Consider the following 26,414-nt stretch of genomic DNA (forward strand, 5'->3'; position numbering starts at 1 on the left):
AGTTCGATTATTTCACCGTCTGCAAAATTGCACCACTCCACGCGGCGTTCAGCAGGTCTTGCCCGTGGGCGGCACAGTGCCCCCGACCAGGAAGTCGTCCACAGTGTTGTTCACGCACGAGTTGGACTTGTTGTACGCCGTGTGGCCTTCGCCCTTGTAGGTGAGCAGGTGGCCGTTCTCCAGCTCGGACGCCATGTTCTTCGCCCACACGTACGGGGTGGCCGGGTCGTTCGTGGTGCCGACGACGAGGATGGGCGCGGAGCCCTTCGCTGCGATCGGGCCGCGCTGCGCGGTGGACTTGTACGGCCAGGTGGCGCAGCCGATGTCGCCGTACGCCATGTACGGGCCGATCACCGGCGCCGCGACCGCGAGCTCGGCGGCCTGCGCCCGCATCGCGGCGGGGTTCGCGTCGTAGCCGTAATCGAGGCAGTTGATGGCCGTGAACGCCTCGGTGGAGTTGTCCGAGTAGGTGCCGTCGCTGTTGCGGCTGTTGTAGCCGTCGGCGAGGGTGAACGCGACGGAGGCGTTGCCCTTCATCACGCTCGCGAACATGCTGCTCAGGTACGACCACGCCGTCGCGTCGTAGAGCGGGTAGATGATCGCCGTGACGAGCGTGTTGGCGCCGAGCTCACGGCCGTCCGAGTTGCGGATCGGACTGCGCTCCACCGCGGCCAGCAGCTGGGAGATGGTCTTCATCCCGTCGTCGACCGTGCCGCTGAACGGGCAGTTCTTCTGTGTGAGGCAGCTCTTCAGATACGCACGGAGGGCGCTCTCGAAGCCCATCGCCTGCACCTTCGTCACCTCGTCGTTGCTCGCCGCGGGGTCGAGCGCGCCGTCGAGGACGAGCCTCCCGGTCTTGCCCGGGTAGAGGTCTGCGTACACCGCGCCGAGGTAGGTGCCGTACGAGTACCCGAGGTAGTTGAGCTTCGTGTCGCCGAGCACCGCACGCAGGAGGTCGAGGTCGCGCGCAGCGCTCACCGTGTCCACGTGATCGAGCAGGGCGCCCGTGTTCTTGGCGCACGCGGCGCCGAACTGCTGCGAGATGGCCGTGTTCTCGGCGATCCACTGGTCGGACCCGCGCTGTCCCGGCGTGATCCCGTAGAGGTAGTCGTCCATCTGCTTCGGGTCGTAGCACTTCACCGCGGTCGAATGGCCGACTCCGCGCGGGTCGAAGCCCACGACGTCGAAGTGGCTCTGCAGCGTCTTGTCGGTCGCGTAGTCGACGGAGTCCTTGACGAAGTCGTAACCGGAGCCGCCCGGGCCGCCGGGGTTGACCAGCAGCGACCCCTGCTTCGTGCCCTTCGCCTGCTGGCGGATGAGCGCGAGGGAGACCTGGCCGGCGGAGGGGTCGTTCCAGGTCAGCGGCGCCTTGGCGGTCGCGCACTGCTTGCCGCTGGAGCAGTCGGTCCAGACCAGCTTCTGCTGGTAGAACGGCTGGAGGGCCGCGGACACCTTCTCGGGCGCCGGCGTGGAGGTCGTGGACGACTTCGCAGGAATGAACCAGGTGACGCAGCCGGTCAGCGTCAGCGCGACGACGGCGGCGATCGCGACGAAGACGGTGCGAGCGGCCCGCCGGCGGGCCGGACGGCCCTCTCGGGTGGTCACAGGTCTGTCCCCTTTCGCGCGGCTCCCCCGCGCAGGATCGTCGTGAGCATGGCTTCCAGCGCCAGGGCGGGAGCGACGTTGCCGTCGATCCGCTCGCGGGCGGTCGTGACGGCATCCATCGCGGCGAGCGTAGCCGCGGGACTCGTGTGCGCGCTGAGAGCGGTCAGGCGCTCGCCCAGCTCGACGTTCACCAGGTCGCTGCCGCTGCCGAGCTGCAGCATCATCACATCCCGGTACAGCGAGAGCAGGTCGGTGAGGATGCGGTCGATGCCGTCGCGCAGGCTGCGGGTCGCGCGGCGCTTCTGGTCCTCCTCGAGCTGGCGGAGCTGGCCGCGCAGCGCGGGCGGGATGGCGCCGCCCGGCTCGATCCCGAGCGAGCGGAGGGCGTGCTCGCGCTCCTCGGCGTCGCGCTCCTCGGTGATGGCCTTCGCGTCGGCCCGCGCCACCTCCAGCAGCGTGGCGGCGGCGAGCACGGCCCCGGAGACGGAGCGGATGCCGAGCGCGAGATCGAGGGTCTGCGCGCGCCGGCGGCGGGCCTCCTCGTTGGTGGCGAGCCGGTGCGCCATCCCGATGTGGCTCTGCGCGTGGCGCGCCGCGCGCTCGGCGACGGCGCTGTCCACGCCGTCGCGGCGCTCGATCAGGCGCGCGACGTCCGCGACGCCGGGAACTTTGAGGCGCACGGTGCGGACGCGTGAGCGGATCGTCGGAAGCAGGTCGGCGTCGCTCGGCGCGCAGAGAATCCAGACGGTCCGCTCCGGCGGCTCCTCCAGCGCCTTGAGCAGCACGTTGGAGGTGCGCTCGGTCATCCGGTCGGCGTCCTCGATGACCATCACGCGGTAGCGGCCGACCGACGGCGCGAACTGGGAGCTCGCGACCAGCGTCCGCACCTCCTCGATGGAGATGATGACGCGCTCGGTGCTGAGGACGGCGAGGTCGGGATGCGTGCGGGCCTCCACCTGGCGCTGCGCCGCAAGGTCGCCCTCCGGGTTGCCCGGGCTGAGCAGGGCGGTGGCGAACGCGTAGGCGAGGTTGGAGCGGCCGGACCCGGGAGGGCCGGTGATGAGCCACGAGTGCGTCATGCCGCGGGCCGCCTCGGCGGCGGGTCCGGTGGCGGTGGCCGCCTCGGCGGCGGAGCGGACGACGGCGATCGCCTCGTCCTGACCCGTCAGGTCGTCCCACACCGCCATGCGTTCCAGGCTAGTGGGAACGGAGGACAGCACGGGAGCGGCTGCGGCGGTCAGACGCGGTCCTCCAGCCGGCGGCGGATGTCGGCGGCGATCTCCTCGACCGGGAGGGCGGCGTCCACCACGAGGAACCGCTGCGGCTCCGCCTCGGCGAGCCCGAGGTACGCCGCGCGGACGCGCGCGTGGAACTCGGACCGCTCGGCCTCCAGCCGGTCGTAGCGCGTGCGGGACGTGTCCAGCCGGGCGCGGGCCGCGGTCTCGTCGAGGTCGAGGAGGATCGTCAGGTCCGGGAGGAGCCCTTCGGCCGCCCAGAGCGAGAGGTCGCGCACCTGTCCGGCGTCGAGCACGCGGCCGGCGCCCTGGTAGGCGACGGACGAGTCGATGTAGCGGTCCTGCACGACGACCTCGCCGCGCTCCAGCGCCGGACGCACGACGGTCGCGATGTGGTGGGCGCGGTCGGCCGCGTAGAGGAGGGCCTCCGCGCGCGGTGCGATGTCGCCGCGGTGGTGGAGGACGATCTCGCGGATCTCCACCCCTGCCGCGGTTCCGCCGGGCTCCCTGGTGCGCACGACGGTGCGACCGCGCTCGCGGAGCCACTCCTCCAGGAGGGTGGCCTGCGTCGACTTCCCGACGCCGTCGCCGCCCTCCAGAGTGATGAACAGGCCGCTCCGGGACTCGCTCACTCGGCGGTCTTCTTCGCCGCCGCGCGGGTCGACGTGCCGGTCTTGGGGGCGGCCTTGGTCTTCGCGGCGGTCGTCTTGGCCGCCGTGGTCTTGGCCGCCGTCGTCTTCTTGGCCGCCGTGGTCTTCGCCGCGCTCGTCCGCGCGGTCGCGCGCTTCGCGGCCGGCTTCTTGGCCGGTCCCTTCGCGCGCTTGTCCGCCAGGAGCTGCACTGCGCGGTCGAAGTCGACCTCATCCACCGTCTCACCCCGAGGGATTGTCGCGTTCGTCTCGCCGTCGGTCACGTATGCGCCAAACCGGCCGTCCTTGATCTTGATCGGCTTGCCGCTGACCGGGTCGGCGTCGAACTCCTTGAGGGCGCTGGACGCCCGGCGGTTGCCGTACTTCGGCTGCGCGAAGAGCTCGACGGCGCCGGCGAGGTCTATCCCGAAGATGTCGTCCTCGCTCGGGAGCGAACGCGTGTCCGTGCCCTTCTTCAGGTACGGGCCGTAGCGGCCGTTCGCCGCCTGGATCTCGGTGCCCGTCTCCGGGTCGGCTCCGACCGTGCGCGGCAGGTCGAGCAGCTTCAGCGCGGTGTCGAGGTCGATGGTGGACAGGTCCATCGACTTGAACAGGGAGGCCGTGCGCGGCTTCGCAGCCGTCTTCTTCGCGGTCTTCTTCGGCTCGACGACCTCACCGGTCTGCGGGTCCACCTCGGGCTCCGGCTCCGGGTCCGCCTCGGTCACGTACGGGCCGAAGCGGCCGTCCTTGGCCAGGACGAGCTTGCCGCTCTCGGGGTTCGTGCCGAGCTCGCGGTCGGTCTGGACCGGCGCCTCGATGAGCTCCTTCGCCTTGGCGGGGGTGAGCTCGTCGGGGGCGAGATCCGGCGGGAGGTTGACCCGGCGGGGCGTCGCGTCCTCGGCGGCGCCGGCCTCCTGCACCTCCAGGTACGGGCCGTACTTGCCGATGCGCAGCGTCACGTCGTCGTCGATCGCGATCGAGTTGATGCTGCGCGCGTCGATCTCGCCGAGGTTGTCGATCACCCGGCGCAGGCCCTTGTGCTTGTCGCTGCCGAAGTAGAAGCTGTTCAGCCAGTCGACGCGCTCGGCCTCACCGTCGGCGATCCGGTCGAGGTCGTCCTCCATCTCGGCCGTGAAGTCGTACTGCACGAGGTCGCCGAAGTAGTCCTCCAGCAGGCGCACCACGGAGAAGGCGACCCAGCTCGGCACGAGCGCCTGCCCGCGCTGCGTCACGTAGCCGCGATCGATGATCGTGGAGATGATGCTCGCGAACGTCGACGGGCGCCCGATGCCAAGCTCCTCCAGCGTCTTCACGAGGCTCGCCTCCGTGTAGCGCGGCGGCGGGGTGGTCTCGTGGCCGTCCGCGGCGATGTCCTGGACGCCGAGCACCTGGCCCTGCGTGAGCGGCGGCAGTTTCGCATCGCCGCCCGCGTCGGCGTTGCGCTCCTCGTCGCGGCCCTCCTCGTACGCGTTGAGGAACCCGCGGAACGTGATGACCGTCCCGCTCGCGGTGAACTCGGCGACCGTGCCGTCGAGGGGTCCTTCGCCGATCCGCGCCTCGACGGTGATCGAGGCGGTCTGGCCCTTCGCGTCGGCCATCTGGGAGGCGACGGTCCGCTTCCAGATCAGGTCGTAGAGCCGTAGCTCGGGACCGCGCAGGGACTTCTCCAGCTCCGCGGGCGTGCGGAAGACCTCGCCGGCGGGGCGGATCGCCTCGTGCGCCTCCTGCGCGTTCTTGCTCTTGGAGGCGTAGGTGCGGGGCTTGTCCGGGACGGTCTCCGGGCCGTACAGCTTCGCCGCCTGGGTGCGCGCCGCGTTGGTCGCCTGCTGCGACAGCGACGCGGAGTCGGTGCGCATATAGGTGATGTACCCGTTCTCGTAGAGCGTCTGGGCGACGCTCATCGTCTGACGGGCGGAGAAGCGCAGCTTGCGGGCGGCCTCCTGCTGCATCGTGGAGGTCGTGAACGGCGCCGCCGGTCGACGCGAGTAGGGCTTGGAGTCGACCTTCGCGACGGTGACGGCCGTGCTCTGCTGGCGCACGGCGTCGGCGAGCGCCTGCGCGGACGTCTCGTCGAGGATCGTGGCGCCGGAGGTCAGCCGGCCGTGGTCGTCGAAGTCGCGTCCGGTCGCGACGCGCTCGCCGTTCAGGCGGGCGAGCCGCGCCTCGAACGCCGCGGCGTCCTCCGGGAGGAGCTGGGCGGTGAGCCCCCAGTACGAGGCCGCGACGAACGCGAGCCGCTCGCGCTCGCGGTCCACGACGAGCCGCGTGGCCGCGGACTGCACGCGACCGGCCGAGAGCCCCGGGCCGACCTTGCGCCACAGCACGGGCGACACCTCGTAGCCGTAGAGCCGGTCGAGGATGCGGCGCGTCTCCTGCGCGTCCACCAGGGCCGTGTCGATGTCGCGGGTGTTGTCCCGCGCCTTCTCGATGGCCTCCCGGGTGATCTCGTGGAACACCATGCGCTTCACGGGCACCTTGGGCTTGAGCACCTCGACCAGGTGCCACGCGATGGCCTCCCCTTCGCGGTCCTCATCAGTGGCGAGCAGGAGCTCGTCGGCGTCCTTGAGCGCGCGCTTGAGGTCGGCGACGGTCTTCTTCTTCTGATCGGACACCACGTAGTAGGGGGCGAACTCGTTCTCGACGTCGACGGAGAACTTGCCGAGCGACCCCTTCTTCAGCTCCGGCGGGAGGTTCTTGGGCTCGATCAGGTCGCGGATGTGTCCGACGGATGCCATCACCTCGTAGCCGTCGCCCAGGTACTGGGCGATCGACTTCACCTTGTTCGGCGACTCGACGATGACGAGCTTCTTGGTGCCAGACACGTGACTCCTCTTATATAGCAACTGTGTTCGTACGGACCTCACTGGTCCGAAGCGCGCTCCCCCGAGCGCCGCGCAGAGGGCGGCGAGCGTGGGCCGCACGGCCCAACAGGCAAACCATACACACCTAGGCCGCTTGTGTGCCTAATCGCCGGCCGCCCCGTTCGCCGCGGGCGGACGGCTCGTACGGCGGGGCCTGTTGCTCGCCGAGGCCCGGGAGGACAATGTGATCATGGCAACGACCTCAATGACGACGTACACCGCCAAGCTCATCGACGGCCCTCTGGAAGGCAAGACGATCACGACCTCCTTCCTCGACTCGGGCGACCCGCGACCCCGCCTCGAACTCCGCGCTGCGGCGGGCGGGAAGCACTACCTGTATGTCCGCGGCTCGGCGTCGGAGACGGAGTACGCGTCCGACGACCCGAGCGGCTCGCTCCCGAGCGCGGTGGCGTATCGGTACGTGGAGACGGTGTTCGACTGAGCCGGAGGCCGAGCTCGTCACCGTGACCCCGGCGGACCTGCGCGGGCGGCCGCGGAGGCCTCCCACCCGAGATACGGGACGGAGACCTCCACGCTGACGACGACCGCCGCGACGACGCATCCGGTGACGGAGGCGCCGTTCGCCCGTGCCACGATGTCGGCCTCGGCGCACGGCTCGCCGCTCGTCCTGCCCGCTGCGACGTCGGCCGCGGCGAGCGCGGTCGCGTCGGCGGCGACCGCTGCCTTCTGACGCGCGCCCCAGGCTCCGACCACGCCGATCGTCGCGGTGGTGAGGGTGACCGTGACCGCGACGACGGCGAGCGCGAGGACTGTCCCCGCCCCGCGGTCGTGCCTCGGCGGAAGCGGGGACTCCTCGCACCTGACACCGGAGATGTGACGACTCACGTTCATCCCTCCTCCGTGTCGTCGAGCACGCACGAGCGGGCCGCCACCGTGAGCCCGACAGCGCCGAGGCCGCCAGCCCGGCTCGGTGCCGTGACGGTCACGCAGAGCAATCCGTCATCGGACCCGACCCGTCGGGACGCACCCTCCGGCGGTGCGGGTGCGACGTCCCCACGACCGATGAGCCGCGCCGCGGCCGCCGCGTGATCGAGCAGCCGCGCCTGCTGGGCGCCCGCCTGAATCGCCCCGACGCAGAGCGCCAGACACACCAGCACGGCGGGAAGGGCCGCCGCGAACTCGGCCGTCACGCTCCCCCGTTCGCCGGCCGGGTGCAGCCCGACGCCGCTCGGCCGGCAGCCCTCGCCCGTCCGGCGTGCCGCTGCTTCGTCAGCCATCGACCGTCAACGCCCGTCTGACGAGGTCGGTGAGGATGGACCTCACCTCGTCGCCGCGCAACAGCATCAGCAGCGTGCCGGCGAATGCCACCGCCGCCATCGTCGTGACGGCATACTCCGCCGTGCTCGCTCCCCGTTCCTCCCAGCGCAGCCGGTGAATGATCTCTCGCATCTGTGGTCCCTTCTCCTTCGTTCGTCTTCTGTCGTTTCCGCCGCCCTCCGGCGGCACATCTCGATCGTCTCGTCCGGCGTCTCCGTGGTGGGCGGCGCCGGCGAATCTGTGGACAACTCAGGTGAGGCCGGCGACGGTGGAGGACATCATCCCGAGGATGACGGGCACCACGCCCAGGAGCACGAACGCCGGGAGCACGCACACGCCGAGCGGGAGCAGCAGCCGCACGGCGAGCAGTTCCGCCCGGCGGCGACCGTCCGCGCGGGCGGTCCGCCGCTGCTGTCGGGCCTCGGCGGACAGGAGTTCGATCGCCGGCGCTCCCGCCCGCTCCGCGATGCGGAGCACTCTGTCGACGGACGCGTCGCCGTCCGCGACCGCGTCGAGGCCGATGCGGCGCGCGACCTGCGCGATCGTCACCCGGGCGGACGGCACCGACATGCCTGCCGCGAGCGCGATCGCCATCAGGTCGTGCTGGATCCCCGGGACCGGCCCCTCCCGTGATGCCGACCGGACCAGCGTGCGCGTCCAGGACCGGCCCGCGATGAGCAGAACGCACCCGGACCCGGCCGCCATCCAGCCGAGCGGGCCGGAGACCAGCGTGCCGATCACGTCGACGCCGATCGCGTACGCCATGACGACGCCGACGATGGGCAGCCAGGACATCAGGCGTGCCGTCGCGCGCGGGCCCGCGAGCGCGGTGGCGATGTGGCGCTCGGCTCCGGCACGATCGCGCAGGACCTCGGCCGCGCCGCGCAGCGCGGGCGCGAGCGAGGCGCCCGCGTGTTCTGCGACGGCCCACGCCGCGGCGACGGCTGCGACGCCGGCGTCGCCGCCCCCACCGCCCACCCGCCCACGCCGCGCGGGCAGGGCCGGCCCGTCACCTACCCGGCCAGTCTTGGCCGCCGCGGCCAGCGCCTCGGACGGTGGGATCCCTGCCGCGACGAGCGTCGCCGCTCGCACGACAGCCGGATGGGCCGCCTCCGCAGCCACGTACTCCCACGCCGACCGGGGCGAGATGCCGGCATCGAGGAGCACGGCGAGCGCCTCCACGGAGCTCGATAGGAGGTCGTCGGCTGGGCGGCCCGCTCGATCGCGGGCTGCCTGGCGTCGCTCACTCATGCGCCATCACCGCCAGTCGTCCGTCCGGGGTCGTCCTGAACCGGCCGAAGCCTGCTACTCGGCGGCGGTCTCCCGAGCGCTCGACGTGGACGATCAGTCCGATCGCGCTGATCGTCTGGCGCGCCGTCGCCCTGTCGTCGAGGCCGGCGAGGGCGCCCAGGGCCTCCATCCGGGCGGGGACGTCGTCCAGCGAGTTGGCGTGGAGGGTGCCCGCGCCGCCGTCGTGCCCGGTGTTCAGGGCGGAGAGCAGGTCGGCGACCTCCTCGCCGCGACACTCGCCGAGGACGAGCCGATCCGGCCGCATCCGCAGCGCCTCCCGGACCAGTCTGCGCAGTCCGACGCCGCCGGCGCCCTCCAGGTTCGGCTGGCGGGTCTGCATGCCGACCACGTGCGGGTGCGGGACGCGCAGCTCGGCGACGTCCTCGATGAGCACGATGCGCTCGGTCGGCGGCGCGTGCGCCAGGACGGCGGCCAGCAGCGTCGTCTTGCCCGCGCCACCGGCGCCGGTCACGAGGATGTTCGTCCGCGCGGACACCGCCGCTCGGAGCACGTCCGCGCCGTCGGCGGTCAGCGAACCGGCCCGGACCAGGTCGTCCATCGTGAGCGCGGCCGGTGCGGGGACGCGGATCGACAGCAGGGTCCCTCCCGTCGAGATGGGCGGGAGCACCGCGTGGACGCGGACCCCGCCGGGGAGCCTCACATCCACGAACGGCGTCGCCTCGTCGATGTGCCTGCCGCCGGTGGCGATCAGCCGGGTCGCCAGCGCGCGTGCCGCGTGCGCGTCGGCCGTCCAGCCGTCGACCCGGTGGAGGCCGCGCGGACCGCCGTCCGACCAGAGGACGCCGTCGCCGGTGACGAAAAGGTCCGTGACGCCCGCGCGCATCAGGTACGGAGCGAGCGGGCCGAAGGTGTCCCAGACGTCCGGGGCGGGCGCTGCACGTGCGGATGGCGGTGGCGCCTTCAGCGGTGGCGGGGTCGGCGGCGACGGTTCCACCACTGGCCTCGCTCGCACCGGGGGCTGCGACGTCCACGGCACGGATGGGGCGAACTGCGACGACTGCGTGACCGTCGCGATCGACGGCGTGATCCACTGGCTTGAATTCCTCATGACCTCGACGCTACGAAGTCCGAAGAACGGCCGGACCCGGCGGAGGAGATCAGTGGATAACCCGTGTCATCCACAGCCGGTCGTGGACAAGTCCACCAGAAGGGCCAGGCATGAGCCGTCGGGTTAAAAAAAGGGGGGCCGCACCTATTGGGGGGAACAGGTGCGGCCACTGCGGCGCATGATTGGGGGGAATCGATTGCGCCGCACGCCAGAATTATCATTCGGCCGCTGCCTAGTTTACGCAGAATCAATGCAAACGCAAGTCTGCTCGGAGGCCGTCACTCGCTGGTTGTAGAGTCAGGGATTGTCGCGCCACGACTCGGACACCAGCATCGCGAAGGAGCGAAAAGACTCCCCATGAGCAACACAATCGACAATCTGCTGCACGAAGCCCGGCGGTTCGCGCCCAGCGAGGAGTTCGCCGCCAACGCGGTCGCGACGGCCGAACTCTACGAACGCGCATCGGAGGACAGGCTCGGGTTCTGGGCCGACCAGTCGCGCGACCTCCTGCACTGGCACACGCCCTTCACGCGCACCCTCGACTGGACGAACCCTCCCTTCGCGAAGTGGTTCGACGACGGCGAGCTCAATGTGGCCTACAACTGCCTCGACCGCCACGTCCTCGCCGGCAACGGCGACCGCGTCGCCATCCACTGGGAGGGCGAGCCGGGCGACACCCGCTCGATCACATACGCCGAGCTGACCGCGGAGGTCAAGAAAGCGGCCAACCTGCTCACGAGCCTGGGCATCCGGGCCGGGGACCGCGTCGCGATCTACCTGCCGATGATCCCGGAGGCCGTCATCGCGATGCTGGCCGTCGCCCGCATCGGCGCGGTCCACTCCGTCGTCTTCGGCGGCTTCAGCGCCGAGTCCCTCCGGTCGCGCATCGACGACGCGTCGGCCAAGCTCGTCATCACGGCCGACGGCGGCTGGCGCAAGGGCCGGGTCTTCCCGCTCAAGGACGCCGTCGACGCGGCGCTCGCGAACGGCGAGTCCACGGTCGAGCACGTGCTCGTCGTGAAGCGCGGCGAGAACGAGGTCGCCTGGACCGAGGGCCGCGACCTGTGGTGGCAGGACGAGCTCGCGCTGGTCGACGCCGACCACGTCGCCAAGGCCTTCCCCGCCGAGAACCCGCTGTTCATCCTCTACACGTCGGGCACGACCGGGAAGCCGAAGGGCATCCTGCACACCTCCGGCGGCTACCTGACCCAGGCCGCGTTCACCCACAAGAACGTCTTCGACCTCCACCCGGAGTCCGACGTCTACTGGTGCAGCGCCGACGTCGGCTGGATCACCGGCCACACCTATGTCGTCTACGGTCCGCTCGCCAACGGCGCCACCCAGGTGCTGTACGAGGGCACCCCGGAGACCCCGCACCCGGGCCGCTGGTGGGAGATCATCGAGAAGTACAAGGTCTCGATCTTCTACACGGCTCCGACCGCCATCCGCTCCTTCATGAAGATCGGGCGCCAGCACCCGCAGAAGTTCGACCTGTCCAGCCTGCGCGTACTCGGCTCCGTGGGCGAGCCGATCAACCCCGAGGCGTGGATGTGGTACCGCGACGTCATCGGCGGCGGGGACACCCCGATCGTGGACACCTGGTGGCAGACCGAGACCGGCGCGATCATGGTGTCCGCACTCCCGGGCGTGACCACGCTCAAGCCGGGCAGCGCGCAGGTGCCGCTGCCGGGCATCTCGATCGACATCCTGGACGAGGCCGGCGTGCCGGTCGGCAAGGACCAGGGCGGCCTCCTCGTCGTCACCGAGCCGTGGCCGAGCATGCTGCGCGGCATCTGGGGCGACCCGGACCGCTTCGTGGAGACGTACTGGTCGAAGTTCGGCGACAAGTACTTCGCCGGCGACGGAGCCCGCTACGACACGGACGGCGAGATCTGGCTCATGGGACGCGTGGACGACGTGATGAACGTCTCCGGACACCGCCTCTCGACGGCCGAGATCGAGTCCGCGCTGGTCGCGCACCCGCTCACGGCGGAGGCCGCGGTGGTCGGAGCGGCGGACGAGACGACCGGCCAGGCCGTCGTCGCGTTCGTCATCATCAAGCAGAACCAGCTGGAGACCGCCGAGTCGATCGACGTCGCGGCGGAGCTGCGCAAGCACGTCTCCGAGCAGATCGGTGCGATCGCCCGCCCGCGGGACATCTTCATCGTGACGGAGCTGCCCAAGACCCGCTCGGGCAAGATCATGCGCCGCCTGCTCAAGGACGTCGCCGAGGGCCGGGAGGTCGGCGACACGACTACGCTCGCGGACACGGCCGTGATGAGCTCCATCCAGGCGAAGCTCACCTAGTCGTCCCCGAGCCCCTACGACGAACCGCCGCGGATCAGTGCGATCCGCGGCGGTTCCCGTTCGCAGAGGTTCTATTCGAACGCGACGATGATCTCGACCTCGACGGGCGCGTCGAGCGGGAGCACCGCGACGCCGACCGCGGAGCGGGCGTGGACGCCGGCGTCGCCGAAGATCTCGCCGAGCACTTCGGAGGCGCCGTTGATCACGCCGGGCTGACCGGTGAACGACGGGTCGGACGCGACGAAGCCCACGACCTTCACGACCCGGGTCACGCGGTCGAGCGAGCCGATGACGCTCTTGACCGCGGCGAGCGCGTTGAGCGCGCAGATGCGGGCGTACTCCTTGGCGTCGTCGGCCGGGACGAGCCCGTGGCCGTCGCCGACCTTGCCGGTCGCCGGGAGCGCGCCGGAGATCATCGGGAGCTGGCCGGAGGTGTAGACGTGGCCGGCGTCGACGACGGCCGGCGTGTACGCGGCGACCGGCGGCACGACGTCGGGGAGGTCGATCCCGAGCTCGGCCAGGCGCGCTTCGACGGCGCCCATCAGGCGGCGTCCTCGGCCGGCACCGGACGCTTGAGGTAGGCCACCAGACCGCCCTCGGGGCCGGTCACCACCTGCACCAACTCCCACCCCTCCGAGCCCCAGTTGTTGAGGATCGCGGCCGTGTTATGGATCATGAGAGGAGTCGTAAGGTATTCCCAGCGCAGCATGGTGCTCTTTTCATTCGGGGGGTTTAACAGCTTCATCGCCTACTCTGATCCTATGTCTGCGCAAAAACCACAGGCTAGAGGTGTGCTCGGAGCAGTCGGCGCGTTCGTCGGCATGAGTGCCGTGGCCGGTCTTCTGGTCACCGCTGCCGTCACCCCCGCCATCGCCGTGACGGGCATGGCCGCCAACAACGGCATCGGCGTGTTCGAAGGCCTCCCCGAGTACCTCCAGATCGGTCAGCTCGCCCAGCCGACCACCATCTACGCGAAGAACGGCGACCAGGACGTCCCGCTCGCGACCTTCTATTCCCAGAACCGCCTCCCGGTCGGCTTCGACCAGATGTCGCAGGCGGTCAAGGACGCCGCTATCGCCGGTGAGGACCCGCGGTTCTACAGCCACGGCGGCGTCGATATCCAGGGCACCATGCGCGGTGTGCTGTCGACGGTCTCCGGCGGCGGCGTGCAGGGCGGCTCCTCGATCACCCAGCAGTACGTCAAGAACGTCCTGCTGCAGAAGTGCGAGGCCATGCCGCTCAAGACCGACGCGGAGAAGAAGGCGTACCAGAACTGCGTCGACGACTCGACGGGCGTCACTCCCGACCGCAAGGTCAAGGAGATGAAGTACGCCATCGGCCTCGAGAAGAAGTACACCAAGGACCAGATCCTCGAGGGCTACCTCAACATCGCCGGCTTCGGCGGATCGGTCTACGGCATCGAGGCCGCGGCCCGCTACTACTACAACACCACGGCCGCCGCGCTGACCCCCGCGCAGGCCGCGAGCCTGGTCGCGATCGTCAACGAGCCGACCGGCCTCAAGATCGACAACCCCGGCTCAACGACGAACGGCGCGGCCAACGGCTACGCCAAGAACAAGGACCGCCGCGACTACATCCTCGGCAAGATGTACGAGTACAAGAAGCTGACCAAGGCGCAGTACGACGACGCGATCAAGACCCCGATCCAGCCGGTGATCACGCCGTCGGCGCGCGGCTGCCAGACCGCGGGAGGCGCGGCCTACTTCTGCGACTACGTGCAGAAGATCATCCTCAACGACCCGTCGTTCGGCCAGGACGTCGACACCCGCACGGCGAACTTCAACCGCGGCGGCTACAAGATCTACACCTCGCTCGACCTCGACCTGCAGAAGGTCGCGAATGACACTCTGAACAACTGGATGCCGAAGGACTACAACCAGAACGTCGGGGCGTCCCTCGTCGGTGTGCAGCCGGGAACCGGTCGTGTGCTCTATATGGCTCAGAACAAGGACTACACGCAGGACCCCGACGTGGTCGCGAGCAATCCGGCGGTCTACACAGGCATCAACTTCAACACGGATCAGCAGTATGGCGGCTCCAGTGGCTTCCAGCCCGGATCGACATACAAGGTCTTCACGCTCGCAGAGTGGCTCAAGCAGGGGCACTCGCTGAACGAGACGGTCAACGCTCGGGTGCAGACCTACGGCGGTTCGAACTGGCCGTTCAAGAATTCGTGCACGTCGTCGGGGTCGGGCCCTTGGAAGCCGACCAACGACGACGGCAGCAACCCGGGAACGATGAACGCCATCCAGGCGACTCGTGGCTCTGTCAACACGGCGTTCGTCGGCATGGCGAAGCAGCTCGACCTGTGCAACATCAGGAACGACGCCCAGGCCTTCGGCGTCCACTCTGCTGTTGCGGGCAAGGAGCTCGGGTCGACCGCGGCGAGCGTCCTCGGAACCAACGAAGTCGCTCCCCTGTCGATGGCGACCGCCTTCGCGGGAATCGCCAACAAGGGCGTTGTCTGCACGCCCATCGCAATCGACAAGATCATCGATGGCACCGGTCACGAGGTCGCTGTACCGAAGTCCTCGTGCTCGCAGGCCGTCGATGAGAATGTGGCCGCGGCGATGGACTACGCGCTGCAGCAGCCGCTCGGGCCCGGCGGCACCGCCAATGGCGTGAACACGTCGAGCGTCGACATGCTCGGCAAGACCGGCACCACCGACAACGCCGAACACGTGTGGCTGGTCGCCGCAACCACCAAGGTCGCAGGGGCCTACTGGGCCGGCAACGTCGAGGGCGCTACGTCGATGCGGTCCATCAAGCCCTCGCACGGCAAGACCGTCGCCAACGCTCGCGTCAACGTCCAGAACTCGATGATGATGGCCGCCGTGTCGAAGTACGGTGGCGACAAATTCCCGTCGGTCAACGACAAGCTCATGAAGGGGGTCCAGGTCGCCGTCCCCGACCTCACCGGCAAGTCGCCCGACGAGGCGAAGGCCATCCTGACCAGCCTCGGCCTCGACAGCGCGGACGGCGGTCCGCAGGACTCCGCCGCCGCCGCAGGGACGGTCGCGTCGACCAACCCGCCCGCGGGGTCGCAGGTCGGCAAGGGAACCGTCATCACGATCTACACCAGCAACCAGTCGCTGGTCGCCATCCCGAACGTCATCGGCCAGAAGCTCTCGGCGGCGCAGGCGGCCCTGGCGGCGGCAGGATTCGTCGCGAAGGTCGGCGGCGGCGCCTCCCCCGACGACGTCGTCCAGGCGATGGACCCCGGTGCGGGAACGGCCGCGAAGGCCGGCACCCAGATCATCCTCACCGTGCAGAAGAGCACGCCCACTCCCGGACCGGGAGCGGGCGGCTAGTGCCCGGCGCTTCGCGCTTCCGGCCGGTGGGCGCCGCACTCGCGGTGCTCGCCGGCGCGGGCGTGGCCGCGTTCGCCTACGGCTCGCTCGTGGAGCGCCGCGCGTTCACGCTGCGCGAGGTGAGCGTCCCGGTGCTGCCGGCCGGCGCCCAGCCGATCCGGGTGCTGCACCTTTCCGACCTGCACATGGCGCCGTGGCAGGCCGACAAGCAGGAGTGGCTGCGCCAGCTCGCGCGGTTCCAGCCGGACCTGATCGTGGACACGGGCGACAACCTGAGCCACGAGAACGGCCTGGAGGGCATCCGCGCCGCATTCGACGCGTTCCGCGGCATCCCCGGGGTCTTCGTGCACGGGTCGAACGACTACTACGGCCCGCAGCTCAAGAACCCGTTCAAGTACTTCCTCGGCCCGTCGAAGCGGCACTCCTCGACGGCCCCCCGCCTCGACGACAAGGCGCTCACCGCGTACTTCGACAGCCTCGGCTGGCTGAACCTCAACAACGCCGCCGGCGCCCTCGACATCCGCGGGACGCACCTCGAGTTCTTCGGTGTCAACGACCCGCACATCCAGGCGGACCGCGTGGAGGCCATCCCCGGCGCCCTGGACGAGCTGCGCGAGGACGACCCGTACTCCGACGACGCGATGTGGCCGGCGGACGAGCCGCGCACGGAGCGGCCCACGGTCACGCTCGGAGTGGTGCACGCCCCGTACCGGCGGGTGCTCGACGCGTTCGTCACCTACGGCGCCTCGATGATCTTCGCGGGCCACACCCACGGCGGCCAGGTGTGCGTCCCCGGCTTCGGCGCGCTCGTCACCAACTGCGACATCCCGCGTTCGCAGGTCAAGGGGCTGAGCATCTGGCGGCACGCGTTCCGCGCGGCCTACCTCAACGTGTCGGCGGGGCTCGGGACGTCGATCTACGCGCCGGTGCGCTTCGCCTGCCGGCCGGAGGCGACGCTGGTCACGCTGACGGCGTCGGAGTGAGCCGGGTGGTCATTTGCACCCCCCGCGCTCGTGTATCCTAGATGAGGCCTTCGGGCCACCGGGGTGTGGCGCAGCTTGGTAGCGCGCTTCGTTCGGGACGAAGAGGCCGCAGGTTCAAATCCTGTCACCCCGACCCAGTGGTAAGGCAAAAGGACAGCCGGCTCGCTCAGCGAGCCGGCTGTCCTTTTGCCTTACCACTGTTCGCTGGAGTCTAATGGGCCCCTGCCGCGAGGGGCCCCGGGCGACGCCCCGAGCGAAGCGAGGAGCGGCGTTTGGGGGAGCGCGTAGGGCGCACCCCGACCCAAAGGCAAGAGCCGGTTCGATTATTCGAACCGGCTCTTGTCGTTCTCGGGTCTAAAAAGCGTCGGGCCGCGCGAAATCCACCGTCGCGTACAGCGACTGCGGGTCGATGTGCGAGCGGATCAGCGGCAGCGTGCGCGACACGGTCGTGTTGATGCGCTCGCGGAGGTCGTCGGAGGAGATCGCGTAGTCCGTGAAGTCGGACTCGCTCGCGTAGATGCCGAGCGGGAGCGTCAGCGACTGGAAGAAGCCGAACAGCGGGCGCATCTGGTGCTCCACCAGCAGGGCGTGGCGGTCGCTGCCTCCGGTCGCGGTGAGGACGATCGGCTTGTCGACCAGCGCGTACTGGCCGATGTGGTCGAAGAAGAGCTTGAAGAGGCCCGTGTAGGTGGCGCGGTAGGCCGGTGAGCCCACCACGATGACGTCGGCGGCCTCCACCGTCGCCAGTGCCTCCTGCACCCGCGGGCTCAGCCCGCTGCGGAACGGGGCGGCGCCCAGCTCGCCGAGCAGAGGCGCCAGCTCGATGGTCGTGGAAGTGCCGCCCGTCGCCTCGGCGAACGAGCGTGCGACCGCGTCCACGAGGACCGTCGTGCGGGAGGGCGCGGTGGGGCTGCCGCTCACGCCGACGACGTGGGGTGTGCGTGCCATGCGGGGTACCGCCTTCGCTGGGTGGGGAGGGTCGCGAACGGGCCCAACGCTACCCCCGGCCCTCCCGGAGCGCCCTCGCGGCTGTCACGGTCCGTCATGCAGGCCGACCCGCAGGCCGTCACGCGGGCGGGTACAGCCCCGCCACGATCTCCAGGGAGCGGATGCGGCCCTCCACCGTCGCGGCGCCGGAGGAGACCATCAGCTCGTCCACGCCGGTCGAGGCGATCAGCGCGTCCAAGCGCGCCTTCACGTGGTCCGGTGTGCCGATCGCCTGGCGGGCGTTGCGGGCGGCGATGAACTCCTCCTCGGCCGGGCTGAACTCGTAGGCGAGCGCCTCCTCGACGCTCACCGGCTGCGGCTTGAGGCCGCGGCGCATACGCAGGAACGAGAGCTGGCCGGGCAGGGACAGCGCGCGCACCTGGTCCGGGTCGTCGTCCGACACCACGTTCACGGCGATCATCGCGTGCGGCTCGGCGAGCTGCTCCCCCGGCTCGAAGCGCGAGCGGTAGAGGTCCAGGGCGGCCTCCGTGTTCTCCCCCGCGAAGTGGTGGGCGAACGCGAACGGGAGGCCGAGAGCCGCGGCGACCTGGGCGCTGTAGCCGCTCGACCCCAGCAGCCAGACCTGCGGGGCGTCGCCGAGGCCCGGCACGGCGGTGATGCTGTGCAGCGGGTTCGCGTCGCTCATTCCGCCGTAGAAGAAGCCGAACAGGTCGAGGAGCTGCTGCGGGAAGTCGTCCACGCCGAGGCCCTCCGCGCTGCGGCGCAGCGCCATCGCGGTCGCTCCGTCCGTACCGGGCGCGCGTCCGATGCCGAGGTCGATGCGGTCGCCGTACAGGGCGCGGAGGGTGCCGAACTGCTCCGCGACGACGAGCGGGGCGTGGTTGGGAAGCATCACCCCGCCGGAGCCGACCCGGATGCGCTCGGTCGCCGCCGCGACGCCCGCGATGAGGACGGCCGGCGCGCTGGAGGCGATCGCCGGCATCCCGTGGTGCTCCGCCACCCAGAAACGCCGGTAGCCGAGACGCTCCGCCTGCTGTGCAAGACGGACCGTCCCGGCTACCGCGTCGGCGTTGCTGCCGCCGGCTGGTCTGCTGGCGAGGTCGAGGACGTTGAGGGGGATGCTGGTGGAGGTCACAGGGAGGGCAACCGCTGCCGCCCTCCCGCCATTCCGTCAGGTCAGGACGACCGCACCTTCCGCATCCACGCCGCCACGGCGACGCTCACCAGGCCGATGACCAGGAGGCCGCCGCCGACCCAGATCGACCACTCGGCGATCACGGAGCCGGTGTCGGCGAGGCCCGAGCTGCCCGGGTCGTTGATGGTGGAGGAGGTCGCGTCCGCCGGCGTCACCGTGAGCGACGCGGAGCAGACGTGGCCGCTCGTGGCGCCGGTGCCGGTGATCGTGTACACGCCCGTCGCGTCGGACGGGAGCGTCACCTTGAGTACGTCGCTGCCGTCCGCGTTGGAGTGCTTGGTGAACGTCACCGAGCTCGCCATCACGATGGCCGAGCCGTTGGAGCCGCTTCCGACCCAGGTGATGGACTCGCCGCCGGCCCAGGTGCCGGGGACGCACGTGAGGGTCGCGGTGTGGCCGGCCTGCGTCACGCTCACGTCGAACGTGCAGGGCGCGCCGCTCGGGTACGACACGGCATTCGCGGCCGCGGGCGCCGCCAGCAGCAGCGCCGCGGTGACGGCTGCCGCCGCCAGGATCTTCTTCAACATTCGGGTACGCCTTCCCTCAGACCCGGCCAGTCGTCGGGTTTAGTGATTAATTCTCATTTTACGACGGAGTTGCATGGCACAGCAATCCTCGCGACGGAAGGCCGTGCCCCCACATCGGGGGTCGAGCCGTCCCCCTTCAGCGTCGGGGTGACGTCCACCGTCAGTCCGGGAGCCCACTGCTTCGTACCGAGGAACTGCACGTCGATCGTCTTCGACTCGCCGGGCGCGAGCTGCACCTCCACGACCGCGACCGGGCGCCCGCCGTCCGTGCCCGCGACGGACGGGACGTCCACGCCCTTGCTCTTCACCTCCGCGAGCAGCCCCTGCTCGGGTCCGTAGAAGGCGATCCTCGTCTTGATGTCGCCGGGCGGGACGCCGTAGGACCCGGCTCCCGTGACATAGGCCGGAAGCGCGGTCGCGGCGTTCGCCGGCGCGCCGTTGGTCAGGGTGACCTGCACCATCGAGGTCACCTTCCCGTCCGCGCGGCACACCGCGGCGCCCGCGGCCACCGACGTGCGGAGGTAGTAGTCCATCTTGGAGCCGGTCGCGTCGTTGAAGTAGACGCCGAGGGCGGCGGTCTCCGGCGTCGACACCGGCAGGGCGCCGGCGAGCGTCGTGGTCTGCAGGATCGCCTGCTCCGACGGGTGCGAGCTCCAGATCTGGATGCGGTTCGACGTCCCGGAGGCCGCGAGCGCCTTCACCAGCGCCTTGCCGTCGACACCGCCCATGACGCGGTCGAACACGGCCGACGCCGCCTTGGTGAAGAAGGCGTCCTGCTTCTGCGGAGCGTCGGGATAGCGCGCGTAGATGCCGCTGAGGAGGAGCGGCACGGCGTTCGCGGAGGTCAGCACGTCGCCGGACGGCAGCGCGACGGGCCCCGTCGCCTTCAGCATCGCGCTCAGGACGACCGGGTCGACGGTGATGACGCCGTCGACCACCCCGCCGTGCGTGCGCACCCACATCGCCGCAGCCGTCCGCGCCGCGAGCGGGAAGTCGGGCGTGAAGTTGACGTCCTGGAGGTACCGGCCGACCAGGGGGCCGTAGAGGCCGGTGGTCGCCTCCGGCACGTCGAAGACCGGCGTCGGCCACGGCCCGATGGAGGTGCCCGCCACCTCGGTGGACAGCACCGCCGCCCCCTTGTCCGCGTTCACGAGCGCGACCGAGCCGATGAGGCCTCCGGTGGCGCGGAGCTCGGCGGGGTTCTGCGCGACGATCAGGTACGAACGGGGGCCGTTCGCTCCGAGCATCCCGGGCAGGAGTCGGACGGTGTTGTCGGCGGCCTGCAGATCGGGGGCGACCTCCGACATGAGGGAGCGCATCTTGGTGACGGCCGAGCCGATCGGGCTGATCACGCTGCTCCGGTCGATGGATCCGATGTCGCGCCGGGCCGAGTCGAAGGCCGTCTGGGCCTTGGCCATCACCGGCTGGGCGGCCACGAACGGGGCGAGGTCCAGCTTGCCGCCCGACAGCCGCAGGGTCCGCGGGTCCACCGAGCCCGCGATCGAGACCAGCGGCTTGATGACATCGGTGGCCACGCTGTCGGTGGCCCGGGAGATGGTGCTCACCGCCGACAGATTCCCGCCCACCCACGGGATGCCCTCCGCGAGCTGCCACACGGGATCGCTGGTGAGCGACATCGCGGCGTGCGCGTGCCTCTGCAGTTCGGCGGCGGCGGAGACGGCCCCGGCGGTGTCGCTCGTCGCGACGGCGGAACGGACGGCTTTCACATCCGGCACCGCGGCGTTGAGCTCCTGCTGGGCGAGGAATCCGCGCAGGCCGACCCACGCGATGGCGAGGAAGACCAGGGCGGCGACGACGATCACCGCGAGAAGGAGGCCGCGACCTCGGCGGCTCCGGTGGCGATGGCGCGCCTCGTACGGCGGGGCCGCAGATCGCGGCGGCGCGTCTTGGTGCGAGAGACCAGTCGCCATGAGGATAAAGGTAACAAATCCTCAGTTTATTCAGCAGCCCCTTTCGTACCCCAAAATGGGGGCACGTCGCTGCGTCAGCGACCGAGTCCGCGGAATTGCCACCCGGCGGCGCGCCACCGCTCGGCGTCGAGGGCGTTGCGGCCGTCGATGATCCGGCGATGGGAGACCAGCGCGCCCAGCTCCTCCGGGTCGAGCCCGGTGAACTCCGGCCACTCGGTGATCAGCACGACGATGTCCGCGTCCGCTGCGGCCTCGGCCGCCGACCCCACATAGGTGAGCTGCGGAGCGCGGCGGCTCGCGTTCGCGTTGGCCTCCGGATCGGTCGCGGTGACGATCGCGCCGCCGTCGGCGAGACGCATGGCGATCTCCAGGGCCGGCGAGTCGCGGATGTCGTCCGAGTGCGGCTTGAAGGCCAGCCCCAGCACGGCGACGCGCACCCCTTCGAGGGCGCCGGTCTCCTCGCGCACCAGCTCGACCACGCGCTCGCGGCGGCGCAGGTTGATCTTGTCCACCTCGTCCAGGAACCTGACCGAGTCGCCGCGGCCGAGCTCCCTGGCGCGGGCGCTGAACGCGCGGATGTCCTTCGGCAGGCAGCCCCCGCCGAAGCCGACGCCGGCGTTGAGAAAACGCCGCCCGATCCGGGCGTCGTGACCGATCGCGTCCGCGAGCTGGGTCACATCGGCGCCGGTGGCCTCCGCGATCTCCGCCATCGCGTTGATGAAGGAGATCTTCGTGGCCAGGAACGCGTTCGCCGCGACCTTCACCAGCTCCGCCGTCGCGTAGTCGGTGACGATGACCGGCGTGCCGTTCGCCACCGCAGCCGCGTACACCTCGTCGAGGATGCGCGCGGCTCGCGCGCCCTCCTCGCCCTCCGGCACGCCGTAGACGAGGCGGTCAGGGCTCACGGTGTCCTTGACGGCGAAGCCCTCGCGGAGGAACTCCGGGTTCCAGGCGAGCGTCGCGCCGGGCACGCGCTCGGCGACGAGCTCCGCGAGCCGGGAGGCCGTGCCGACCGGGACGGTGCTCTTGCCGACGATCACGTCGCCGGGCGAGACGTGCTCCAGGAGCGAGTCGAAGGCGGCGTCCACGAACCGGAGGTCGGCCGCGTCGCCCTCCGCGGACTGCGGCGTGCCGACGGCGACGAAGTGCACGTCGGCGTCGGCGATGGCGGCGAAGTCGGTCGTGAACCGCAGCCGCCCGCTGGCCGTGGCGGAGGCGAGCACGTCCGGGAGGCCCGGCTCGAAGAACGGCGCGCGCGCCTCGGAGAGGGCGGCGATCTTCGCCTCGTCCACGTCGACGCCGACGACGGTGTGGCCGAGGTCGGCCATGGCTGCGGCGTGGACGGCTCCGAGGTAGCCGACGCCGATGACGGAGATGCGCATCAGGTGAAGTCCGGGTCCGGTTCGGTGTCGTAGGCGGTGGGCGTGGACGCGGGCCAGTGCCGGCGGCCGTTGTTGAGCACACCCTGGCTCTCATCGAGGTAGCAGTTACCGCACAGCGCCTCGTAGCTCACCGAGGCGCCGTCGATGGCGACCTGGTCGCCGTCGAACACGAAGACGCCGTCGATCTTGCGCGCGTTGAAGATCGCCTTGCGGCCGCAGCGGCAGATCGTCTTCAGCTCCTCGAGGCTATGGGCGACCTCCAGCAGGCGCCGGCTGCCGGGGAACGCGACCGTCTGGAAGTCGGTGCGGATGCCGTAGGCGAGCACCGGCACGTCGTCCAGCAGCGCGATCCGGAGCAGGTCGTCGATCTGCGCCTCGGTGAGGAACTGCGCCTCGTCGACCAGCAGCGCGCTGACGTCGCGGCCGAAGCGCTTGAGCGTCCGCTCGCGGTGCTGCTGGAAGCGTCCGTACGCGTCGGTCTCCGGCGCGATCAGGTAGTCCACCTGCCGGGTCACCCCGAGCCGCGACAGGATGCCCATGTCGCCCTTGGTGTCGATCGCCGGCTTGGCGAGCAGCACCCGGTGCCCGCGCTCCTCGTAGTTGTACGCAGCCTGCAGCATGGCGGTGCTCTTGCCGCTGTTCATCGCGCCGTAGCGGAAATACAGTTTTGCCACGGAGCAATCCTATGCGGGCGCCGGAGGGTCAGGTGAGGTAGCCGTCCTCCGCGGCGCGGCGGATGAGGTCCGCGCGCGAGCTGGTGGGCCTGCCGACCTTGCCGTACTTCTCGCGGACGCGGCGCAGGTAGGTCTTGGCGGTCTCGTACTGGACGTTCATCGCGCGGGCGACCTCGGAGGTCGTGCGGCCGTCGGCATAGAGCACGAGCGCCTGCCGCTCGCCGTCGCTGAGCTTGGGGCGGGAGGCCTCGGGGACGGTCGGGCGCGGACGCCACGCGGGCGCGGGCTCCTGCCCCTCCTCGCGGCCCATCGCGGCGAGGGCCGCGCCGATCAGCTCGGCCATCGGCTGGGTCTTCGTGACGTACGCGACCGCGCCGGCGGCGAGCGCGGCGTCGCGGTCCTCCTGCGTGTCGACGGCGCTCAGGACGACCACCTTCGCGCCGGCCGCCCGGCACGTGCGCACGCGCGCGCCGATCGACACGGACTCGCGGAGCTGGAGGTCCATGATGACCAGATCGGTCGGGAACGCGTCGCTGTGGACGAGCTCCAGCCAGCTCCCTGCGCGCACCACCAGGTCGAAGTCGGGGGCGTTGCGGTCGATCCAGGCGGCGAGACTGTCGAGGAGGATCTCGTGGTCGTCGAGGATGGCGAGCCGGATCGGGGTGGCGGCGGATCCGGGATGTGCTGTGCTGGTGCTCATGGTGCTCGCCTCTCAGGATAGGCGAAGCGGACGGTCAGCCCGCCTGCGCGAACGCGCATGGATGCCACCATCGACACCGACTGCAGCGCGCTGAGGTACGGGACGAGCGCCGACCGGAGCACGCGCCGCGGCTCGTCGACCCGGGCGGTGAGCAGGTAGACCGGGGCGTCGGGCCGCTCCACCGTCACGGCCAGGGTGTCGGGGTGGAGCCCTGGAAGGCCGGCGACGGTCCCGATGAGCGCGCCGACGACCGCGCGCTGCTCCTCGCTCAGCACCTGTTCGAGCCGGTCGGGGTCGTCGACGCGAGAGCGGCGGTCCGTCTCCGCGCCCGTGCCTCGCCGGGAGAGGGCGAGCGCGACGGTCTCGGCCAGCCAGCTCCGCTCGACGGCCTCCACGGCTGACGCGCGGAGCCGCTCGGCGATGCTGCGCGCGCGCCGCCTGTCGTCCTCGGTGACGACGCCGCGGGCGGCCAGCGCGGTCAGGAACGGGACCGCCTCGGCGTTCAGCGCCGTCGCGCGCTCCTGCGCGACCATCCGCGCGGCGACCTGCCGCAGCTCGGCCTCCAGCCGGAGCTGGCCGGCCCGGGCGACCTCCCGCCAGCGGAGCGTCTCGCCGGTCATGGTCCACGCGTATCCCGCGCCGCCGAACGCCAGGGCGAGCACCGGCGTCGCGGCGATGGTCGCGTAGACGAGCGGGTGGTTCGAGATGACCAGCGAGCGCCCCTGCGCGGCGGCGAGCGCGCCGAGCACGACGGCGGCGACGGCGGCGACGGTGAGCACTTCGCCGACGGGACGGTACAGCGGCATCGCCGTCAACAGGAGGGCGACGGCGATCTGGCCCCAGTCGTCCTGGATGCGCTGGTTGTGGCCCCAGACCGCCGCGGCGAAGAGACAAGCGGCGGCGACCGCGACGCCGACGATCGCCAGGTGCGACCACAGCCCCACCGGAGCGAGGCCCGGATGGGTGCGGATCGCCGCGACGACGACCGCCACGAGCAGGACGACGATGGCCCAGATCGCGAGGGCGGGACTGCGGAACTGGTCGTGGTGCAGGATCGTGGAGATCACCGCGTCCGCCACCGCGGCGGCGCCGAGCAGCGGGACGAGGAGCCACGCGGACTGCACGCCGAGCGGGTCCAGCCGCTGCGGCGTGCGCTCGACGGGCAGCGACCGGTAGTGGACGATCGTCTCGGACAGCACCTGGTTCATGACGCCTCCGCGACCGGGAGGGTCATGATCACGGTGGTCCCGACGTCCTCGGCCGAGTAGACGGTGACCGTGCCGCCGACCTTGCTGATCCGGTCGTGCACCGACTGGCGCAGGCCCAGCCGGTCGCCCGGGCCGCCGCCCGCCGCGAAGCCGCGGCCGCCGTCGACGACCATGACCGAGACGGAGGCGTCGCCGCAGGAGAACGCGACCTCGGCGGTGGCGCTGCCGGAGTGCCGCAGCACGTTGACCAGGCACTGGCGGACGGCGAGGCCGACCGCGCGGCGGGCGTCGGCGGTCAGGAGAGCGACGGCCTCCGGCTCGCCGGAGACGTCGACGGCGATGCCCTCGTCGCGCGCATCCTCGATGGCCCGGCGGAGTTCGCTGTCGTACCACGGGTCCTCGTCGGCCGGCGTGTGGTCGTCGGCGGGCAGCCCGGCGCCGCCGATCCGGTGGAGGTCGGACTCGATGCGCTGCCGGAGCCGCGCGGGCAGCTCCCCCGGCTCGGTCGCGGCGACGGCGACGAGCTCGCTGAGCACCGTGTCGTGGAGGTCGGCGGTGGACTCCGCGATCAGCTCGCGCCGCAGGTCGACCAGCCGGGCGTCGCGGACGGCGCGGTGGATGGCGCCCTGGGTCCGCGAGCGCGACCCGCGGGTGAGCCCGTCGAAGGCGAGCACGCCGACCAGCAGCAGGTAGGCGCTCAACGAGATGGCGTCGGGCCGGAAGTCGCGCCCGGCCGCGGTCGCCCCCAGGTACACGGCGGTCTCCGCGAGCGCGAAGCCGAGGGTCGCCCACAGCACGCCGACGAGCGAGCCGGTGCCGGTGCCGCCGACCAGGGTCATCGCGACGACGGGGAGGGCGACGACGAGCAGATTCGTGTCGTGATACGCCGGGGTGCTGTCGAAGATGAGGAAGACGTAGAAGAAGGTGCAGACCGCGCCGACGAGCAGGTAGGCGAGGGTGAGCAGGACGGTGCGCCCGCGCGAGAGCAGGAGGAGCAGCGCGATCATCGGCAGGAGCACGACGGTGCTGATCCAGGAGGCGGCGCCGGTGGTCCCGCCGACCGTCGACACGGTCACGTTGATCGCGGCCATCACCAGGCAGACCAGCGCGGCCCAGCGCGCCGCGGTGGCCAGCGCGCGGGAGTTCGCCGCCCTGGAGAGGTGGCTGGGAAGGCCGAGCGACACCGGACTCCTTCGGCGCGAGAGGGACCGACGGTGGGGGCGTCGGTGGGTGAGCGCGCATTCGGCGGCCTCCCAGTGG

At 70.9% G+C, this 26,414-nt stretch carries 24 protein-coding genes and 1 tRNA gene; 5 read left to right on the forward strand and 20 right to left on the reverse strand.

All coding sequences use genetic code 11. From position 1 onward, the window contains the following. Positions 1–48 precede the first annotated feature (48 nt). From ABCS02_RS16960 to topA, 4 genes are read right to left on the reverse strand one after another with little or no spacing between them, the layout of a single operon-like run. On the reverse strand, positions 49–1,605 hold the full coding sequence (locus ABCS02_RS16960; protein WP_345836842.1) for an alpha/beta hydrolase: 1,557 nt from the start codon (positions 1,603–1,605) through the stop codon (positions 49–51). Next, positions 1,602–2,792, reverse strand: a complete 1,191-nt coding sequence (locus ABCS02_RS16965; protein ID WP_345836843.1) for a DNA polymerase III subunit delta' — start codon at positions 2,790–2,792, stop codon at positions 1,602–1,604. The genes ABCS02_RS16960 and ABCS02_RS16965 overlap by 4 nt, the downstream gene beginning before the upstream one ends. 50 nt (positions 2,793–2,842) lie before the next feature. After that, positions 2,843–3,472 (reverse strand): dTMP kinase, encoded by a 630-nt coding sequence (gene tmk / locus ABCS02_RS16970; RefSeq protein ID WP_345836844.1) that lies wholly within the window; start codon positions 3,470–3,472, stop codon positions 2,843–2,845. Further along, complete coding sequence (gene topA, locus ABCS02_RS16975; RefSeq protein ID WP_345836845.1) at positions 3,469–6,291, reverse strand: type I DNA topoisomerase; 2,823 nt, start codon at positions 6,289–6,291, stop codon at positions 3,469–3,471. Before topA ends, tmk begins: the two co-directional genes overlap by 4 nt. Positions 6,292–6,520: 229 nt before the next feature. Here topA and ABCS02_RS16980 point away from each other — a divergent pair, with 229 nt between their 5' ends. Continuing rightward, positions 6,521–6,772: a hypothetical protein gene (locus ABCS02_RS16980; RefSeq protein ID WP_345836846.1), complete on the forward strand. Its 252-nt coding sequence runs from the start codon at positions 6,521–6,523 to the stop codon at positions 6,770–6,772. 17 nt (positions 6,773–6,789) lie between these two features. Here ABCS02_RS16980 and ABCS02_RS16985 read toward each other — a convergent pair whose 3' ends face one another. From ABCS02_RS16985 to ABCS02_RS17005, 5 genes are all read right to left on the reverse strand, one after another. Continuing rightward, a complete protein-coding gene (locus tag ABCS02_RS16985; RefSeq protein WP_345836847.1) occupies positions 6,790–7,176 on the reverse strand; it encodes an Rv3654c family TadE-like protein in 387 nt (128 codons plus the stop codon). A 2-nt stretch (positions 7,177–7,178) separates the two neighbouring features. Further along, the gene (locus ABCS02_RS16990) at positions 7,179–7,568 is read right to left on the reverse strand and encodes a hypothetical protein (protein WP_345836848.1); all 390 of its coding nucleotides are present in this window, start codon (positions 7,566–7,568) and stop codon (positions 7,179–7,181) included. Then, complete coding sequence (locus ABCS02_RS16995) at positions 7,561–7,740, reverse strand: DUF4244 domain-containing protein (RefSeq protein ID WP_345836849.1); 180 nt, start codon at positions 7,738–7,740, stop codon at positions 7,561–7,563. The genes ABCS02_RS16990 and ABCS02_RS16995 overlap by 8 nt, the downstream gene beginning before the upstream one ends. 117 nt (positions 7,741–7,857) lie before the next feature. After that, entirely contained in the window at positions 7,858–8,859 is a 1,002-nt protein-coding gene (locus ABCS02_RS17000) for a type II secretion system F family protein (protein WP_345836850.1), read from the reverse strand. Next, the gene (locus ABCS02_RS17005) at positions 8,852–9,967 is read right to left on the reverse strand and encodes a TadA family conjugal transfer-associated ATPase (RefSeq protein ID WP_345836851.1); all 1,116 of its coding nucleotides are present in this window, start codon (positions 9,965–9,967) and stop codon (positions 8,852–8,854) included. The genes ABCS02_RS17000 and ABCS02_RS17005 overlap by 8 nt, the downstream gene beginning before the upstream one ends. A 357-nt stretch (positions 9,968–10,324) precedes the next feature. On the opposite strand from ABCS02_RS17005, the gene acs reads away from it, so the two are divergent. Beyond that, positions 10,325–12,274 carry an acetate--CoA ligase gene (acs, locus tag ABCS02_RS17010; protein WP_345836852.1) on the forward strand — a complete coding sequence of 650 codons (1,950 nt, stop codon included), beginning with the start codon at positions 10,325–10,327 and terminating at the stop codon, positions 12,272–12,274. Between the two features lie 71 nt (positions 12,275–12,345). Here acs and ABCS02_RS17015 read toward each other — a convergent pair whose 3' ends face one another. Next, positions 12,346–12,816: a RidA family protein gene (locus ABCS02_RS17015; RefSeq protein ID WP_345836853.1), complete on the reverse strand. Its 471-nt coding sequence runs from the start codon at positions 12,814–12,816 to the stop codon at positions 12,346–12,348. Next, entirely contained in the window at positions 12,816–12,983 is a 168-nt protein-coding gene (locus ABCS02_RS17020) for a DUF4177 domain-containing protein (RefSeq protein WP_219732693.1), read from the reverse strand. The genes ABCS02_RS17015 and ABCS02_RS17020 overlap by 1 nt, the downstream gene beginning before the upstream one ends. Positions 12,984–13,065: 82 nt before the next feature. Here ABCS02_RS17020 and ABCS02_RS17025 point away from each other — a divergent pair, with 82 nt between their 5' ends. The 3 genes from ABCS02_RS17025 (at position 13,066) to ABCS02_RS17035 (ending at position 16,722) form a co-directional block, all read left to right on the forward strand. Further along, positions 13,066–15,606: a transglycosylase domain-containing protein gene (locus ABCS02_RS17025; RefSeq protein ID WP_345836854.1), complete on the forward strand. Its 2,541-nt coding sequence runs from the start codon at positions 13,066–13,068 to the stop codon at positions 15,604–15,606. Continuing rightward, positions 15,606–16,589 carry a metallophosphoesterase gene (locus ABCS02_RS17030; protein ID WP_345836855.1) on the forward strand — a complete coding sequence of 328 codons (984 nt, stop codon included), beginning with the start codon at positions 15,606–15,608 and terminating at the stop codon, positions 16,587–16,589. Before ABCS02_RS17025 ends, ABCS02_RS17030 begins: the two co-directional genes overlap by 1 nt. A gap of 59 nt (positions 16,590–16,648) precedes the next feature. Then, positions 16,649–16,722 (forward strand) — tRNA-Pro (locus ABCS02_RS17035). Between the two features lie 221 nt (positions 16,723–16,943). On the opposite strand, the gene msuE is transcribed toward ABCS02_RS17035, so the two are convergent. From msuE to ABCS02_RS17080, 9 genes are all read right to left on the reverse strand, one after another. After that, complete coding sequence (gene msuE / locus ABCS02_RS17040; protein WP_345836856.1) at positions 16,944–17,537, reverse strand: FMN reductase; 594 nt, start codon at positions 17,535–17,537, stop codon at positions 16,944–16,946. 118 nt (positions 17,538–17,655) lie between these two features. After that, positions 17,656–18,672: an LLM class flavin-dependent oxidoreductase gene (locus ABCS02_RS17045; protein WP_345836857.1), complete on the reverse strand. Its 1,017-nt coding sequence runs from the start codon at positions 18,670–18,672 to the stop codon at positions 17,656–17,658. A 41-nt stretch (positions 18,673–18,713) separates the two neighbouring features. Then, positions 18,714–19,259, reverse strand: a complete 546-nt coding sequence (locus tag ABCS02_RS17050; protein WP_345836858.1) for a hypothetical protein — start codon at positions 19,257–19,259, stop codon at positions 18,714–18,716. Between the two features lie 53 nt (positions 19,260–19,312). Beyond that, complete coding sequence (locus ABCS02_RS17055; protein ID WP_345836859.1) at positions 19,313–21,190, reverse strand: DUF4012 domain-containing protein; 1,878 nt, start codon at positions 21,188–21,190, stop codon at positions 19,313–19,315. A gap of 74 nt (positions 21,191–21,264) precedes the next feature. Continuing rightward, the gene (locus ABCS02_RS17060) at positions 21,265–22,572 is read right to left on the reverse strand and encodes a UDP-glucose/GDP-mannose dehydrogenase family protein (protein ID WP_345836860.1); all 1,308 of its coding nucleotides are present in this window, start codon (positions 22,570–22,572) and stop codon (positions 21,265–21,267) included. Continuing rightward, the gene (locus tag ABCS02_RS17065) at positions 22,572–23,246 is read right to left on the reverse strand and encodes a thymidine kinase (RefSeq protein WP_345836861.1); all 675 of its coding nucleotides are present in this window, start codon (positions 23,244–23,246) and stop codon (positions 22,572–22,574) included. The genes ABCS02_RS17060 and ABCS02_RS17065 overlap by 1 nt, the downstream gene beginning before the upstream one ends. A 28-nt stretch (positions 23,247–23,274) precedes the next feature. Beyond that, positions 23,275–23,946, reverse strand: coding sequence for a response regulator (locus tag ABCS02_RS17070; RefSeq protein ID WP_345836862.1), 672 nt, complete (start codon positions 23,944–23,946; stop codon positions 23,275–23,277). Then, the gene (locus tag ABCS02_RS17075) at positions 23,943–25,154 is read right to left on the reverse strand and encodes a hypothetical protein (RefSeq protein ID WP_345836863.1); all 1,212 of its coding nucleotides are present in this window, start codon (positions 25,152–25,154) and stop codon (positions 23,943–23,945) included. Before ABCS02_RS17075 ends, ABCS02_RS17070 begins: the two co-directional genes overlap by 4 nt. Then, positions 25,151–26,338, reverse strand: a complete 1,188-nt coding sequence (locus ABCS02_RS17080; protein ID WP_345836864.1) for an ATP-binding protein — start codon at positions 26,336–26,338, stop codon at positions 25,151–25,153. Before ABCS02_RS17080 ends, ABCS02_RS17075 begins: the two co-directional genes overlap by 4 nt. Positions 26,339–26,414 lie beyond the last annotated feature (76 nt).

This window comes from Microbacterium sp. X-17 (genome assembly GCF_039615055.1).